The 15,845-nt window shown below is 32.5% G+C and carries 14 protein-coding genes; 9 read left to right on the top strand and 5 right to left on the bottom strand.

Features of this window, described 5'->3' with window-relative positions; translation table 11 throughout:
- Window positions 1–250 precede the first annotated feature (250 nt).
- Both ACKVOV_RS09900 and ACKVOV_RS09895 read right to left on the bottom strand, forming a co-directional pair.
- Window positions 251–2,968 carry a hypothetical protein gene (locus ACKVOV_RS09900; protein WP_409206598.1) on the bottom strand — a complete coding sequence of 906 codons (2,718 nt, stop codon included), beginning with the start codon at window positions 2,966–2,968 and terminating at the stop codon, window positions 251–253.
- A gap of 122 nt (window positions 2,969–3,090) precedes the next feature.
- Window positions 3,091–3,924 (bottom strand): helix-turn-helix transcriptional regulator, encoded by an 834-nt coding sequence (locus ACKVOV_RS09895; protein ID WP_409206597.1) that lies wholly within the window; start codon window positions 3,922–3,924, stop codon window positions 3,091–3,093.
- A 567-nt stretch (window positions 3,925–4,491) separates the two neighbouring features.
- Between ACKVOV_RS09895 and rluF the strand changes: the two genes are divergently transcribed.
- Both rluF and ACKVOV_RS09885 read left to right on the top strand, forming a co-directional pair.
- Window positions 4,492–5,292 carry a 23S rRNA pseudouridine(2604) synthase RluF gene (gene rluF, locus ACKVOV_RS09890; RefSeq protein WP_409206596.1) on the top strand — a complete coding sequence of 267 codons (801 nt, stop codon included), beginning with the start codon at window positions 4,492–4,494 and terminating at the stop codon, window positions 5,290–5,292.
- Window positions 5,293–5,355: 63 nt separating this feature from the next.
- On the top strand, window positions 5,356–6,003 hold the full coding sequence (locus ACKVOV_RS09885; RefSeq protein WP_409206595.1) for a hypothetical protein: 648 nt from the start codon (window positions 5,356–5,358) through the stop codon (window positions 6,001–6,003).
- Between the two features lie 138 nt (window positions 6,004–6,141).
- Here ACKVOV_RS09885 and ACKVOV_RS09880 read toward each other — a convergent pair whose 3' ends face one another.
- Window positions 6,142–6,939, bottom strand: coding sequence for a mechanosensitive ion channel family protein (locus ACKVOV_RS09880; protein WP_409206594.1), 798 nt, complete (start codon window positions 6,937–6,939; stop codon window positions 6,142–6,144).
- Window positions 6,940–7,204: 265 nt separating this feature from the next.
- Here ACKVOV_RS09880 and ACKVOV_RS09875 point away from each other — a divergent pair, with 265 nt between their 5' ends.
- The gene (locus ACKVOV_RS09875; protein ID WP_409206593.1) at window positions 7,205–8,326 is read left to right on the top strand and encodes a bifunctional methionine sulfoxide reductase B/A protein; all 1,122 of its coding nucleotides are present in this window, start codon (window positions 7,205–7,207) and stop codon (window positions 8,324–8,326) included.
- Window positions 8,327–8,359: 33 nt separating this feature from the next.
- Here the strand turns inward: ACKVOV_RS09875 and ACKVOV_RS09870 are convergent, their stop codons facing one another.
- On the bottom strand, window positions 8,360–9,919 hold the full coding sequence (locus tag ACKVOV_RS09870; protein ID WP_409206592.1) for an NAD(P)/FAD-dependent oxidoreductase: 1,560 nt from the start codon (window positions 9,917–9,919) through the stop codon (window positions 8,360–8,362).
- A 139-nt stretch (window positions 9,920–10,058) separates the two neighbouring features.
- Between ACKVOV_RS09870 and ACKVOV_RS09865 the strand changes: the two genes are divergently transcribed.
- Window positions 10,059–10,298, top strand: coding sequence for a hypothetical protein (locus ACKVOV_RS09865; RefSeq protein ID WP_409206591.1), 240 nt, complete (start codon window positions 10,059–10,061; stop codon window positions 10,296–10,298).
- An 86-nt stretch (window positions 10,299–10,384) separates the two neighbouring features.
- Here the strand turns inward: ACKVOV_RS09865 and recQ are convergent, their stop codons facing one another.
- On the bottom strand, window positions 10,385–12,580 hold the full coding sequence (gene recQ, locus ACKVOV_RS09860) for a DNA helicase RecQ (protein WP_409206590.1): 2,196 nt from the start codon (window positions 12,578–12,580) through the stop codon (window positions 10,385–10,387).
- A gap of 85 nt (window positions 12,581–12,665) precedes the next feature.
- Here recQ and ACKVOV_RS09855 point away from each other — a divergent pair, with 85 nt between their 5' ends.
- The 5 genes from ACKVOV_RS09855 to ACKVOV_RS09835 form a co-directional block, all read left to right on the top strand.
- Window positions 12,666–13,631, top strand: a complete 966-nt coding sequence (locus ACKVOV_RS09855) for an SIS domain-containing protein (protein WP_409206589.1) — start codon at window positions 12,666–12,668, stop codon at window positions 13,629–13,631.
- On the top strand, window positions 13,631–14,455 hold the full coding sequence (gene tatC, locus ACKVOV_RS09850; protein ID WP_409206588.1) for a twin-arginine translocase subunit TatC: 825 nt from the start codon (window positions 13,631–13,633) through the stop codon (window positions 14,453–14,455). The genes ACKVOV_RS09855 and tatC overlap by 1 nt, the downstream gene beginning before the upstream one ends.
- Complete coding sequence (locus tag ACKVOV_RS09845) at window positions 14,436–14,783, top strand: carboxymuconolactone decarboxylase family protein (RefSeq protein ID WP_348075380.1); 348 nt, start codon at window positions 14,436–14,438, stop codon at window positions 14,781–14,783. Before tatC ends, ACKVOV_RS09845 begins: the two co-directional genes overlap by 20 nt.
- 90 nt (window positions 14,784–14,873) lie before the next feature.
- Window positions 14,874–15,614 (top strand): LPS export ABC transporter ATP-binding protein, encoded by a 741-nt coding sequence (gene lptB, locus ACKVOV_RS09840; protein WP_409206587.1) that lies wholly within the window; start codon window positions 14,874–14,876, stop codon window positions 15,612–15,614.
- Window positions 15,614–15,845 (top strand): hypothetical protein (locus ACKVOV_RS09835; protein WP_409206586.1); only part of this gene is annotated, 232 nt, incomplete at its 3' end. The genes lptB and ACKVOV_RS09835, both read left to right, overlap by 1 nt.

The raw sequence follows: 15,845 nt of genomic DNA, 5'->3' as shown, positions 1-15,845 counted from the left end.
ATTAATCATTACTCATCTATCAGAGATATATTTAATACACTTTTTAAAAGTAAGTAATATTAATGCTTTTATAAACTTTAATATTATAATACACACAAAAACTAGTTAATTTAGAATCTAGACTATTTTTAGATAATAAACTTAATAAATTTATTTTAAACTTTAATTTTTGTAATTCAATAGTAATATATAAAAAGGGTTCAACACAAAGTCAAACCCTTTTTTGCATTAAAAAGAACAAATCTAAAATTTATGGGGTGAATACATAACAGGATCCCGAGTCACCTGCACTATTATTGTGAGCTGGATTTACTCCTAATCCGCTACCGTCTTCGGAATCGGCAGTAACAGCCATTGAAGTACCATCTTGATTAATGGAGACACAGTTTCCAAAATAATCAGAATTATCAGAATTAGCGGCTTTTATAAAATATCCAAAGCCCCAAACACCTGCATTATTATGATACGAGTAAGCTGCTCCAGTATCTCCTGCAAGATTATTACTTACAGGGTTAATACAACTTAAACTGGTATCTTCTGCTGGAGCTCCCACCAAGACATGGTTAGAATCTTTGCTTATAGCAACTCCCCAACCAAAATAATCACTTCCTTGACTATTAGCTTTCAAGTAAGCACTTTGTGACCAAGTAGTTCCTGTTCTAGAAAAAACATAGGCTGCTCCTGAATCTCCCCATGAATCGTTTTCGGCGGGATTTACACCTACTCCGTTCCCATCTTCAAAAGGAGCACCCACTACTAGTTTGTTTCCATCTCCACTCAAACCTATACTATACCCAAAATAATCTGACCCTCCCGTATTTCCTGCTTTTATGTAAGCCTGTTGTGTCCAAGTGGTGCCTGTTCTAGAAAAAATATAGGCGGCACCCGAATCTCCAGCCGAGTTGTTGGATGAAGAGTTGATTCCTACAGTACTACTATCCTCTCTATTCGCTCCTGCAGCCAACGTATTACCATCAGTACTTAATGCTACTGAAAAAGCAAATCGATCGTCGTAACCTCCATTAGAAGCTTTTATTGTGGCTTGTGGATTCCAAGTACTTCCAGAACGGGTAAACATATAAATTGCACCGGAATCGGCAGTACCATTATTATCAGTAGGATTGATAACATAATTAGAACCGTCTTCTCTATACGCACCTACTGCTACCGTATTCCCGTCACCACTTACTGCAACACTAAAACCAAACCAATCTGAACCGCCAGTATTGGACGCTTTCAAATAAGCTTGCTGTGTCCAAGTGCCTCCACTACGAGTAAAAACATAGGCTGCACCTGCATCTCCTGTCAAATCATTACTTTGATTACCGTTTACACCAACGGCATTACTATCTTCTCTAGGAGCTCCTACAATTACAGTATTTCCATCGTTGCTAACCGCAACAGCTGTACCGAAAACATCATCATAACCTGGATTAGACGCTTTCAAATAGGCTTGTTGAGTCCAAGCCCCTCCAACAGTTGCTCTCGTAAATACATAAGCTGCACCTGCTTGTGTTAATAAATTATTGTCCGGAGGGTTAATGCCGCTTCCGCTTCCATCTTCACCAACACCACCAACGACTAGCGTCAAACCATCAGCACTCATTTGCATAGCGTTTCCTGTATAATCCCAATTAATATAATATCCACCAAACCAATCAGATGCAGAAGTATTGGACGGTTTGATATATGTGTAATTTGAACCTGGTGTTGCACAACTTAATGGTGTATAATTAGGAACTGTTGCTGGTAAAGCATAAGTAACATTAAATGTACAAGTTGCAAAAGTAGTCGCTGTAATACTTATCATTACAGTATAGGTAAAGGTACCTGAAGTTAATGGCGTTCCTACTCCTGTCAAAGTCATATTTTGAATTCCTAACGCTGCAGCGGTGTAGGAGCCTGAAAATTTCACCCCATTTACCACATTAGTAGAAACATTAAAAGTTCCTATTACCGACACATCCAGTACAATTACTTTAGTATTAGAACCCGTCATTGCTGTTCCAGAAGTATAAGTACCTGTTAAAGCACCCCCACATGTAACCGAATTTACTCTACCTGTACCTGTTAGAACAGGAATGGTAATAGTACAAGCTGTCTGATTATTGATAGAATATGATAAAGTCGTATTCCCAGGAAATGTAGGTGTTCCTGTTACATTCATTGTTAAATTAGCAGGAGAAATCCCTAAAGACCCTTGCAAAGGAGAAGAAAGTGATAAACCATTGTTTGCACTTGTTGTAAAACCATATAAACTTCCTCCTGTATAGGTTATGTTTGTAAACGGAATCGTCATATCTCCCGTATTTAGCGTTTGTCCAGTAGCCACAGTTCCTGTTATAACACCAGCTGTTGGACAAGCGGTAATAGTAGCAATACCATTTTGGACGTTTATAATTACATTACAATAAGTATTTCCCATTTGAATAGTTACTAAATTACTACCAATAGTAGTAGGAAATCCAGAACCTTCCAAAACAATATTTTGTGATCCCAATACTGTAAATGTTCCTGATTTTGTAAAAAACATACCTGCAGAAGATGCTGTAATAGAATAGGTTCCTAACTGCGTTACACTTACTGGTATTGTAATGGTATTTGTGGTTGATACTAATATTTGACCCGTTGTATAAGTCCCTTGCACTGATATTCCGGAACAATCTGGTGTAAATATACCAGTTGTTGCGGATTGATCTCCACAATTGGCTTTCCAAACGCCTTCTGTAAAATTATAAACCTCAAGGCATTGCGTGTCGGTGTTAAAAATAATTAATCCTTGCGATGGAGATGCGATTGCATCCCTTTCTAATGTAGTGAGTCTTGGCGGTAAAAACCCTGCAGTTGTAGAATTAACATCAAGAATTGATGATATGTGTGGTGTGGTGGTACCAATTCCGACTTGCGCATTCAATGAGGATATAAATAAGAAAAAAAACATCCATTTAAAGTAAGTAAGTGTTCTCATATGCAATTATTATTTAGTTAGTTTTGATAAATCTATTTAAAAAAACAGTAACTAAAGGCTAAGGAACATACTCAAAACTACGCATGCGTAGAAAAACTCATTTTTTTTGTTGGAGAATATTTTTAGATTTTTATCATAAACTCATGAATATTGACTTCACTGTTTAAATTTAATTTTTTCTTTAATCTATATTTTTTACTTTCTACAGCTCTAACAGTCAAGTTTAATATCTGTGCCATCTTCTTTGTGTCGTAATTCAATTTAATTAAAGAACAAAAATGTATTTCATTAAAACTTAGATCAGAACTAATTTTTTGAAGAACGTCATTAAAATTTGGAAATAAGAAGCAGAATTTCTCAAAATATAAGGAAGAGTTAGTTTCAGCTAATTTGTAAATTTCTGTAATATCTTCGCTATTTAAATTATTAATAATGAATTGGGTTTTCATTAAATTATAATATTTTTCTTCTAATTCATTAAAATGATCTTTCAGTATTTCTTTTTCTGTATTAATGTAATTTATATACTGATCTTTTTTGTAAACAAAATAAATATTTACAAAAACTGTTACTACACTTAATGTAGCGTTTGCTATTTTTATTATAATTAGTGTATCCTCATCTTTTAAGATAAGTTCACTTTTAGGAATAAAGCTAAAATTGATTAAAATTGGAGCGATAATAAAAATAAGCGATATGATAAAAATAGAAGAAACATATTTCCAATCTTCTTTTATATTGTATAAAAATGGAATTGAAGAGAGTATTGGAAAATAATAAAATTCGATTTTTAGTGAATAATTAGTATAGATTGAAAGGAAACTAGTAGAACTAAGCAAAACAATATAGGAAACAAATGAATAAATATTAATATTTATACCATATACATAATCTTTCTTTTTCAATACTAGCATTACGAAGTAATAGACAATCATTAACAAATGAATTTTATTCATAGTGTTAAAACCATATAAACATGCTGCAAGACTAAAATGAAACATTAATATGATTATGATCAGAAGCAAATACTTGTTAATTGACTTATAAACGTAATTATTAGTTTCGTTTTCTGTTTTCTCGTAATTATTAATAAAGGCGTGAATTATTTTCTTTACAATCATTTTTATTACAATTAGTTTTTTAAATTTTTAGAAGATTTTCCGTATTGTAATTTTATACTCTTCGTTACATCTAATTATTACATTTCTAAAGTATCAAACAATTTATTATTTGACTACTCTATTATTACAAAAATATTTATTTAACAGAATAAAACTACAAAATTATGTTAATTTTTTAAAGCTAAATTAATAAGATCTGTTAATAAATTAATTATTCTAATACATAGATAAGAAACCTATCGGTAATTTGTAAAAAATAGTTTACCGCTATATAAAAGTTAAATTAAATCATCTCAAACATTCTTTTTTTTGTAAAACTTCTTTACTTATACCAAATAGTCGTAATGTATTTAACATATTTATTACTATTTACAGTAATTACAAATTCCTTATCTTTGCAAAATGGAAGAAAACTTAACCCGTATTAACAAATTTCTATCGGAAACAGGCTATTGCTCTCGTCGTGAGGCCGACAAATTGCTGGACGAAGGTCGCATCACGATAAATGGCGTTGTTCCAGAAATGGGAACCAAAGTTTCACATCGTGACGAAGTACGCGTTGATGGGAAGTTAGTTCGAGAAAAAACCGAAAAACCAGTTTATCTCGCTTTCAATAAACCCGTAGGAATAGAATGTACGACAAACTTAGATGTACGTTACAATATTGTCGATTTTATTAATTATCCAAAACGAATTTTCCCAATTGGACGATTAGATAAAGCCAGTGAAGGCCTAATTTTTATGACCAATGATGGTGATATTGTAAACAAAATCCTCCGCGCCAGAAACAACCACGAAAAAGAATATACGGTAACGGTAAACAAACTTATTACCGACAGATTCATTCAAAAAATGAGTAACGGAATCCCTATTTTAGATACCGTGACTAAGAAATGTAAAGTCGAACAAATAAGCAAAACCACTTTCAAAATTGTATTAACACAAGGTTTAAACCGACAAATTCGTAGAATGTGCGAATATTTGGGTTATGAAGTTACGTCGCTAAAAAGAATTCGAATTATAAATATTTCGTTAGATGTTCCCGTGGGTCGCTACCGAGATTTGACCGATGCCGAAATCACAGAATTAAACAACCTCATCGAACCTTCTAGCAAAACAGAAGAAGCCAGTTTCCCTAAAGCGGAAGCGCCAAAAAGAAGAATCGAGTTTATAAAACGTGATGATTTAAGGTTTAAAAAGTAAGCATAATTATCAGTCAAATTCACAAGTTTTATGTAACATTACTATCCACTACAAAAATTATTTATGGAAGTTATAACACCTATTCAAACAAAGAATAAAACTCAGAACAAAATCTTAAGAATTAATCTTGATGGTAATTGGAAGGCTTCCGATTTTGTTAATCTCTTTGATAGCCTATCACTTCTATATCAGTTATTCTCCGAATTAAGTAAAATTGATTATTTAGAAGCTCAAATTCATAAGAAATACCCTATTAGTCAAATCAATAGAGATATTATGAATGTCAACGGCTCTTTATACAAAAAATTGAATTTTGAAGATACTTACAAAAACGATGAAATATTTGTAAATAAAGAGAAAATAAGAATTTTATTTCTTAGACCTTATAAAACAGACAAAGATGATTTAGAAATCAAGCAAATTTCATATGCATCTCCTGGATTTTCTGATGTTGTTGGATTTGGAAAAATAATTGAAAACATGATGGATTTAATTAAACATTATGTCCCAAACAAAAATCAAAGGTTACTTAATGAAAATCTTGAATTAGATATCATTGAAAAGAAAATAAATATTCTAAAATCTATTGGTTATTCCGAGAAAGAAATTAAGAAATTCATAGATATAAGAAACAACACGATAAGTAATCTAATTCAATTAAAATTATTAGACAAAGTTACCAGTTACGAACTAAAAGAAATTGATGAATAAAACACTACGCGTAATATCAGTTTCAAAAAACTGGGGTTTTTAAACTAGATTTAAAGGTGATTTTTGTATTTCAGTCTTGACAGAATGGTTTGAATACAAATTTCACCAACTTTATAAAGCTGGTGAAACCCTTCTCTACTAATTCTTAAAAACAATTCCCACATTATTCAATTCGCTTTTACAACTTTCTAAAGTTTCTGAGCAAACAGAAGAAAAATTTTGATTCTCAGCCCAAGGACGAATCGCTAGTTTTACCGAAACATCAGTAAGCGCAATCACATCGATTGATGGTTTTGGGTCTTTTAGTATTTTATCATTCGCATCTAAAATATGTTGAATAATTTCTTTCACTTTTTTTAAATCGGCATCATACGATACTGCAATTTGTAAATCGGCACGACGCGTTCCTTCAAGCGAATGATTGATAATATTTCCGTTAGACAAACTCCCATTGGGTACAAATATCGTTTGGTTATTTCCTGTAATTAACTTGGTTACAAATATCTGAATTTCCGAAACTGTTCCCGAAACACCTTGTGCCTCGATGGAATCGCCAACTTCAAATGGTTTAAATAATATAATAAGAATTCCGCCCGCAAAATTAGACAACGAACCTTGCAAAGAAAGACCAATTGCCAAACCAGCTGCTCCAATAATTGCTACAAAAGAAGCTGTTTCTATTCCTAACTTAGAGATAAAAGTCACAAAAAGCAAAACACGTAGTAACCAAGTAAGAATATCGATAAGAAACTTAGAAAGAGTAGGTTCGAATTCTCTCTTTTGCACGTTTTTACTAATTAATCTTTTGAAGATTTTAATAGCATAATGACCTACAAAAAGAATAAAAAAAGCTGCAATTAATTTTGGAGAATAATCAATTAGCATACTCGTATTTGTTTCTACACAATCTATAACATTATCTACAGTAATTGACATTTGCTCTTTTTAAAAATTTATCAAATCTACAAAAAAATTAAAGTAAAATTTACCAAATATTCAATACCCATTTCTTTCTGCTATTATATTAAATATATGCATTAGTTTGTAAAAAAATGATTTTAATATTCAAAATAGATAACAATAATGATTTTAAACTAGAAAATTACAAACGTTAAAGTTATCCAAAAACCTATCATTTGTAAAGCACCCGACATTTCTATAATCAATAGCAAAGTAAATTCGCAGTATAAAAATTGAAAATATGAAAAAATTAAAATTATTCTTCAACTTATCTTTGTTACTGCATTTATTCATGCTAAACGCTTGTGGACAAAATGCAGATAAGATTAATAATCTGGAAAAATCATCAAATATGGGAAATGTAATCAATAAACCTGAAAATCCATATTATTCTAATACCAGTGTCACCAAACTAAATCTTACGGATGCCGAATGGAAAAAAGTATTATCAGATGATTTATATGAAGTATCTAGACATGCTAATACTGAACGACCATTTACGGGAAAATATTGGAACTCTGACGAAAAAGGGACTTATTATTGTGCGGCTTGCGGGAACAAATTATTTCGATCTGGAGCTAAATTTGCAAGCAGTTGCGGTTGGCCAAGCTTTTTTGAACAAGATAATAAAAATAGTGTAGTTTATAAAACTGATAATTCCGTTGGAATGGAAAGAACCGAAGCACTATGTGGAAGATGTGGCGGACATTTAGGTCATCTTTTTGATGATGGCCCAGCTCCAACTGGAAAAAGATACTGCATGAATTCTATTGCATTAGATTTCGTACCTGACTCGATAAAAATGACTAATAAAAAAAATACTAATTTAGAAACCATCACACTTGGAGGAGGTTGTTACTGGTGTGTTGAAGCTATTTACGAACAATTAAACGGTGTAAAATCAGTAGTTTCAGGATTTTCAGGTGGTAAAATGAGTAATCCAACATATGAAGAAGTTTCTAATGGCAATACAGGTTATGCAGAAGTAGTTCAAATCACCTATGATAAAAGGACAACCAGTCTAGATGAAATTTTAAAAATTTTCTTTACTGTTCATGACCCAACAACTTTGAATAGACAAGGAGCAGATGTGGGAACACAATACCGTTCGTCAATATTTTATACAGATGAGCAACAAAAAAAAGTAGCTCAAGATATTATCAATCAATTAAATACTGAAAAAGTATATAACAGTTCGATTGTAACCACATTAGAACCGTTTATTAAATTTTACAAAGCTGAAGATTATCATCAAAATTACTATGAAAATAACAAAAACCAGCCGTATTGTAAAATGGTCATTCAGCCTAAAATTGAAAAGTTTGAAAAAATTTTTAAGGATCGTTTAAGAAATAAAAAATAATTTATTTTAAGAGTCGGAATTAGTTTTCGACTCTTATTTTAAAATCTCCCCTATCCTTAAAGCACATTTCTCTCCATCAATCGCTGCCGAGATAATTCCGCCTGCATAACCCGCTCCTTCACCACATGGATACAAGCCTTTTATTTGCAAATGCTCTAATGTGATTTCGTTTCTAGGAATTCGTACTGGCGATGATGTTCTAGATTCTGGCGCATGCAAAATGGCTTCGTTAGTTAAATAACCTTTCATTGCTTTTCCGAATTCCGAAAAACCTTCTCGTAATATTTGCGATAAAAACCCTGGAAAAACCTGTCCCATTTCTACCGAAGTAGTTCCTGGAACATACGATGTCTTTGGTATTTCTTTTGAGACTTTATTTTGGGTAAAATCGATCATTCGTTGTGCCGGAACTTTTTGAGTTTCACCTGCAAGATGCCATGCTTTTTGCTCGATACTTTTTTGAAATTCCATTCCAGCCAAAGCACCAAATTTAGCAAATGGTTTAAAATCTTCTAACTTTAATTCGATTACAATCCCAGAATTTGCAGTCGCTTGATCTCGTTTGGATGGAGACCAACCGTTGGTAACAACCTCACCAGGACTGGTAGCACAAGGCGCAATGACGCCACCTGGACACATACAGAACGAGTACATACCGCGACCATTTACCTGTTTTACAATAGAATAAGGTGCTGGTGGCAAATGTTCGCCACGATAATCACACGAATATTGAATCTGGTCTATTAAACTCTGTGGATGTTCGGCACGAACGCCCAATGCAAAAGGTTTGGCTTCGATTAGAATTTTCTTTCTATCTAATAATTCGAAAATATCACGAGCAGAATGTCCTGTTGCTAAAATGACTTTATTAGCCGAAATCACATCGCCATTTTGAATGACAACGCCTTGCATTTCATTATTTTTGACTACAAAATCCGTTACACGAGTTTCAAAAAGGACTTTTCCGCCCATTTCGATGATTTTTTCTCGAATATCCTGAATAATTTGGGGTAATTTATTGGTTCCAATGTGCGGATGTGCTTCAACCATAATATCTGGTGTAGCTCCAAAAGCGACTAATAACTTCAAAATTCTGTCTATGTCTCCACGTTTTTTGGAACGAGTGTATAGTTTTCCGTCAGAATAAGTTCCTGCTCCACCTTCGCCAAAACAATAATTAGAATCTTCGTTTACAATATGATCTACATTGATGGCTTTCAGGTCTCGGCGGCGACCTCGAACGTCTTTTCCTCGCTCAATGAGCATTGGTTTCAACCCTAATTCTATGAGTTGTAAAGCCGCAAAAAGTCCTGCTGGCCCTGCTCCTATTACAATGACTTCTTGAGCGTTTGAAACATCTTTATATTCTGGAAGTTGTATATTTTGTTCGACAAAGTTTTCGCCTTGAAGATAAATATTAACTTTTAAATTTATTTTTATGGATTTTTGACGTGCATCTATAGATCGTTTCAGAATCGAAATATGCTGAATATCTTTTACAGAAACTTTTATTTGTTTCGACAAATAATCTTTTAGCAAATTTTCATTTGCAGCAATTTCAGGAGTAACTTGAAGTAAAAGTTCTTTAGGCATTTTTGTAAAATAGATTCTGTTATCTGTTCACTCTCATATTTGAAAAAGAATAATCGGTTACAAAAGTAATAATTTGAAGTGGATTTTGAATTAGATTTAAAACAACAAACTTTGTAACTTTGCCTCTTATAAAATAAAAATGTCTAGAAAAATAAAACTAATTTGGGATTTTCGAGGTCCAGCTTCTGCAAAAACGGCTGAACATCACGAAATTCATTTGAAAGAATTTTTAGAAAAAGAGAATTATACTTTAAAAATTACAGGTTTTGAAATTTTGAATGAGATCTATGCTATTGCATATTTGGTTGTGGAAGAATCTGACATGATCACTTTTAGAGATGCTTTGCGTCCACACAGAGGAGAAGTTTTTAATGATTAAATTCCAAAAAACTATAATAAAAAAATCCAAATTCCAATATATCTTAAAAATTGGAATTTGGATTTTATAATTTTGCAATTTTAACTTTAGTTTGCTACTTCGCTAATAAACTTAATTCTCATTAATCGAAGTTCCTCGGTGTCATAATCACCATCAAATTCCTTGAGGGCATCTTCTATTTTATCTGATTCTGACTCCATAAAATAATCATGAATTTCTTCTTGCTGATCATCATCTAACATTTCGTCAATCCAATATTTTATATTTAGTTTAGTTCCTGAATACACAATTTGTTCTAACTCTTTAAGCAAAGTATCCATATCCAAACCTTTTGCTTTAGCAATATCTTTTAGCGACAATTTCTTATCTATATTTTGAATAATGTATAGTTTATTCACTGAATTTGCTCCAGTAGATTTTACTACTAAATCATCAGGACGAATAATATCATTATCCTCTACATAACCAGAAATTAGTGCAATAAAGTCTTTCCCATATTTCTTCGCTTTTCCTTCTCCTACACCGTGTACATTACTTAATTCATCTAAAGTAATAGGATATTTTAAAGCCATATCTTCTAACGAAGGATCTTGAAATACTACAAACGGAGGGACTCCTAATTTTTTAGCTACTTTCTTACGCAAATCACGTAACATAGTCATTAATGCCTCATCGGCAGTTCCTGAAACTTTAGATGCAGACACAATAGCTTCATCTTCGGTTTCACTATATTCATGATCTTCAGACATCATAAATGAATGAGAATTTTTTATAAAATCTAGACCTTTATCTGTAACTTTAATAATTCCATAAGTTTCTATGTCTTTTGACAAAAGCCCATCTACTAAAGCTAATCTGAGTACTGCCATCCAATAGCGTTCATCAAAGGCTTTTCCAGAACCGAAAAGCTTTTGAGAATCTGTTTTATGCGCCTTAATCATGGCATTCATTTTGCCCATAAGGGTATATACAATTTCTTTCGATTTGTATATATGCTTGGTATCTCGAATTACTTCTATCAGTTTTACAACTTGATCTTTGGCTTCAACTTGCACTTTTGGATTACGCATATTGTCGTCCATATCTCCGCCATCACCTGTTTCATTATCAAATTCCTCTCCAAAATAATGCAATAAGAATTTGCGTCTTGACATAGAAGTTTCGGCATAAGCAACCACTTCTTGCAGAAGTGCAAAACCAACTTCTTGCTCAGCAACTGGTTTCCCAGACATGAATTTTTCTAGTTTTTCGACATCTTTATAAGAATAATAAGCCAAACAATGACCTTCGCCACCATCTCGACCAGCACGACCAGTTTCTTGATAATAACTTTCGAGTGATTTTGGAATATCGTGGTGTATTACAAAACGAACATCTGGTTTGTCTATTCCCATTCCAAAAGCAATCGTTGCCACAACTACATCAACATCTTCCATTAGAAACATGTCTTGGTGTTTTGCTCGTGTTTTTGCATCCAGTCCTGCATGATATGGTACTGCAGAAATTCCGTTTACCTGTAAAACTTGAGCAATGGCCTCTACTTTTTTACGACTCAAACAATAAATAATACCTGATTTTCCTTTGTGTTGTTTGATAAAACGAATAATATCCGATTCTACATTTTTAGTTTTAGTACGTACCTCGTAATATAAATTTGGTCGATTGAATGATGCTTTAAATGTATTAGCATCAGGCATGTCGAGATTCTTTAAAATATCTTCTTGTACTTTTGGTGTAGCAGTTGCTGTTAGTCCAATAATAGGAACTTCGCCAAGTAGTTTTATAATATTTTTTAAATTTCTATATTCTGGTCTAAAATCGTGACCCCATTCTGAAATACAATGAGCTTCATCTATTGCTACAAATGAAATTTTTTCTTTTTGAAGAAATGCTACGTATTCCTCTTTTGTTAAAGATTCTGGCGCAACGTACAACAGCTTAGTTAATCCAGATGAAATATCTTTTTTAACCTGATTAATTTCGGTTTTTGTTAAAGATGAATTTAGCACATGCGCAATCCCTACCTCCGAAGACAAACTTCGTATGGCATCAACTTGATTCTTCATTAAAGCTATAAGTGGCGAAACTACTATTGCAGTTCCTTCTTGCATTAATGCAGGTAACTGATAACATAATGACTTGCCTCCGCCCGTAGGCATAATTACAAATGAATTGTGTTTAGCTACGATGCTTTTTATAACTTGTTCTTGTAAACCCTTAAATTGGTTAAAACCAAAATATTTTTTTAATTCCTTGTGAATATCAATTTCGTGTGAATTCATTCTTTAGTAATAGTATTTTATCTAAATTTGCACAACATAAAGATACAAATTTCTTTTACATAAACAAATTTAAAAATTTTCTGTTTTGATATCAAAAGAAAAGATATTGGCTTCGGCCAAAAAAACTATTTTATCGGAAAGCCAATCAATTGCTAAACTAACTGATTACCTTAATGATGACTTCGCAAAATCTGTCGAAATAATTTATCAATCTAAAGGAAGGTTGATTGTTACTGGAATAGGAAAAAGTGCTATTATTGCTCAAAAAATGGTTGCAACTTACAATTCGACTGGAACACCAAGTATGTTTTTGCATGCTGCCGAAGCTATTCATGGCGATTTAGGCATGGTTCAACCAAACGATGTGGTTATTTGTATTTCAAAAAGCGGCAATAGTCCAGAAATAAAAGCTTTAGTTCCTATTTTGAAACGTTTTGGCAATACCTTGATTGCAATTACTGGAAACATGACCTCTTTTTTAGCTAAAGAATCTGATTGTGTTTTAAACACAACTGTCGATGCTGAATCTTGTCCTATAAACCTTGCTCCTACAAATAGCACTACTGCACAACTTGTAATGGGTGATGCCATCGGGGTTTGTTTAATGGAAATGCGAGATTTTAGAAGTGAAGATTTTGCAAAATACCATCCAGGAGGTGCTTTAGGTAAAAAATTATTACTTCGCGTGAGCGATATGCTCGATATGAGTCATAAACCAATGGTTAGCCTAGATTCATCTATTAAAAATGTCATTTTTGAAATTTCAGAAAAACGTTTGGGAGTAGCTGCAGTTGTAGAAAATGAAAAAGTAATTGGAATTATTACCGATGGTGATATTAGACGAATGCTAAACAATAACGACACTTTTTCGCATCTAACGGCTAAAGATATTATGACTAAAAATCCGAAAACAATACAATATTCAGCCATGGTTGTTGATGCTTTTAACATTTTAGAAGATTTTGCCATCACACAATTGGTTGTAGAAAACGAAGGTAAATATGCTGGCGTTTTACATTTACACGATATTTTAAAAGAAGGAATAGTATAATGGCAAAGAAGAATTTAAGCGAAATGTCATTTCTTGATCATCTTGAAGAATTAAGGTGGTTATTAGTGCGAAGTACAATTGCCATAATAATTATGGCTTGTCTTACTTATTTTATAAGTGATTATTTATTTGACACCATCATATTTGGACCTACGAGAGCTACTTTTTTTACCTATCGTTTTTTTTGTGATTTATCACATTATGTAGGTTTCGCAGATAGCATTTGTATTACTGAATTGCCATTTATTATTCAAAATACAGAAATGGAAGGTCAGGTAAATATGTTTGTTTGGATGTGTATTTTAGCTGGATTTATTTTAAGTTTTCCATACATCTTATGGGAAATTTGGAAATTTATTAGTCCTGCGTTGTATGAAAAAGAAAGAAAAAATGCCAAATTATTTATATTTGTTTCTTCTTTATTATTTTTCTTAGGAGTTCTTTTCGGATATTTTGTAGTTATTCCAATGTCGGTCAATTTCGTGGCCACATTTACCGTGAGTGATATTGTAAAAAATCAGTTTACTTTAGACTCTTATATAGGAATGGTAAAAACATCTGTTTTAGCAAGTGGATTATTTTTTGAACTACCAATCATTATTTATTTCTTAACAAAACTGGGGTTAGTTTCTCCTACATTTTTAAGAACATATAGAAAATACGCTATCATAATTGTGCTTATCGTAGCCGCTATTGTTACACCACCAGATGTAGTAAGCCAAACAATTGTGGCCATACCGATGTTAGTAATTTTTGAAATAAGTGTCATCATATCATCAATAGTTTATAAAAGAAAGCAAAAAAATGAGCAACTTAGTAACTGAATTTAATGATTACCGTTCTAAAATGAACGAAAAATTATTAGCCGACAATAATAAAGTCATCAAAAGAATTTTTAATCTAGACACTAATACTTATGCTGAAGGCGCACTCGACGTTCGTACTAAAGAGCTTTTAGGATTGGTAGCTTCAGCCGTATTGCGTTGCGATGATTGCATAAAATACCATTTAGAAACAGCCTACAAACTAGGTGTTACTAAAGAAGAAATGATGGAAACCATGAGTGTTGCCACTTTAGTAGGCGGAACCATAGTAATTCCTCATTTACGCCGTGCTTACGAATTTTGGGAAGCATTAGAAGAAAACGTCTAAATAATTGTTAATAGGTTTATTTGTTGATTCGTTTAATCGTTTATTTGTACGATTAGACATTTTACCGATTAAACGATTAAACGAAACAAAATGATATTAAGAGCAGAAAACTTAGTAAAAACCTATAAAGGAAGAAGTGTTGTAAAAGGTATTTCAGTCGAAGTAAATCAAGGAGAAATTGTAGGTTTATTAGGCCCGAATGGAGCTGGAAAAACCACTTCTTTTTATATGATTGTAGGTTTAGTAAAACCAAATTCTGGGAATATTTATCTAGATGATATGAATATTACCGATTTTCCGATGTACAAACGAGCACAAAATGGCATTGGGTATTTGGCACAAGAAGCTTCTATTTTTAGAAAACTGAGTATAGAAGATAATATTTTAAGTGTTTTGCAACTCACAAAATTATCTAAAGCAGAGCAAGAAGCTAAAATGGAATCTTTAATAGATGAATTTAGCTTGCAACACATTCGTACCAATCGTGGTGATTTATTATCTGGTGGAGAGCGTCGTCGTACCGAAATTGCACGTTGTTTAGCGACCGATCCTAAATTTATTTTATTAGACGAACCTTTCGCAGGAGTAGATCCCGTTGCTGTAGAAGATATTCAGAGAATTGTAGCCCAACTTAAAAATAAGAATATCGGAATTTTAATTACCGACCATAACGTACAGGAAACGCTTGCCATTACCGATAAAACTTATCTTATGTTTGAAGGAGGAATCCTAAAAGCTGGTGTGCCAGAAGAATTAGTAGAAGACGAAATGGTTCGAAGAGTTTATTTAGGTCAGAACTTTGAGTTGAGAAGAAAGAAATTGGAGTTTTAATGAGCACTCATTTAGAATTTAGAACAATAATTAAAAGAAGTCTTTTAGACAATTGTAAAAGAGAACTTATAATTAATTCTGATTACATTCAATTTGAAGATAAAGATTTAGTAGCTGATTATTTTACAAAATTTTACAATTCAGAAATTACAGATTATCGATATGGTGTAAAATGGATTCGTGGTGCTAAGTTTATCATTGGTCGTGATTATCAAATTTTTATTAGAAATC

Origin of the sequence: Flavobacterium sp., from assembly GCF_046153165.1 — a bacterium.
Taxonomy (GTDB): domain Bacteria; phylum Bacteroidota; class Bacteroidia; order Flavobacteriales; family Flavobacteriaceae; genus Flavobacterium.
This window is presented reverse-complemented; position numbering and strand designations above follow the sequence as displayed.

Excerpts from the sequence above, each read along its gene's own strand:
- ACKVOV_RS09880 (WP_409206594.1), bottom strand. The coding sequence starts at position 6,939 with ATGTCAATTACTGTAGATAATGTTATAGATTGTGTAGAAACAAATACG.
- ACKVOV_RS09875 (WP_409206593.1), top strand. The coding sequence starts at position 7,205 with ATGAAAAAATTAAAATTATTCTTCAACTTATCTTTGTTACTGCATTTA.
- recQ (WP_409206590.1), bottom strand. The coding sequence starts at position 12,580 with ATGAATTCACACGAAATTGATATTCACAAGGAATTAAAAAAATATTTT.
- lptB (WP_409206587.1), top strand. The coding sequence starts at position 14,874 with ATGATATTAAGAGCAGAAAACTTAGTAAAAACCTATAAAGGAAGAAGT.
- ACKVOV_RS09865 (WP_409206591.1), top strand. The coding sequence starts at position 10,059 with ATGTCTAGAAAAATAAAACTAATTTGGGATTTTCGAGGTCCAGCTTCT.
- ACKVOV_RS09900 (WP_409206598.1), bottom strand. The coding sequence starts at position 2,968 with ATGAGAACACTTACTTACTTTAAATGGATGTTTTTTTTCTTATTTATA.
- ACKVOV_RS09870 (WP_409206592.1), bottom strand. The coding sequence starts at position 9,919 with ATGCCTAAAGAACTTTTACTTCAAGTTACTCCTGAAATTGCTGCAAAT.
- ACKVOV_RS09895 (WP_409206597.1), bottom strand. The coding sequence starts at position 3,924 with ATGAATAAAATTCATTTGTTAATGATTGTCTATTACTTCGTAATGCTA.
- ACKVOV_RS09885 (WP_409206595.1), top strand. The coding sequence starts at position 5,356 with ATGGAAGTTATAACACCTATTCAAACAAAGAATAAAACTCAGAACAAA.
- rluF (WP_409206596.1), top strand. The coding sequence starts at position 4,492 with ATGGAAGAAAACTTAACCCGTATTAACAAATTTCTATCGGAAACAGGC.
- tatC (WP_409206588.1), top strand. The coding sequence starts at position 13,631 with ATGGCAAAGAAGAATTTAAGCGAAATGTCATTTCTTGATCATCTTGAA.
- ACKVOV_RS09845 (WP_348075380.1), top strand. The coding sequence starts at position 14,436 with ATGAGCAACTTAGTAACTGAATTTAATGATTACCGTTCTAAAATGAAC.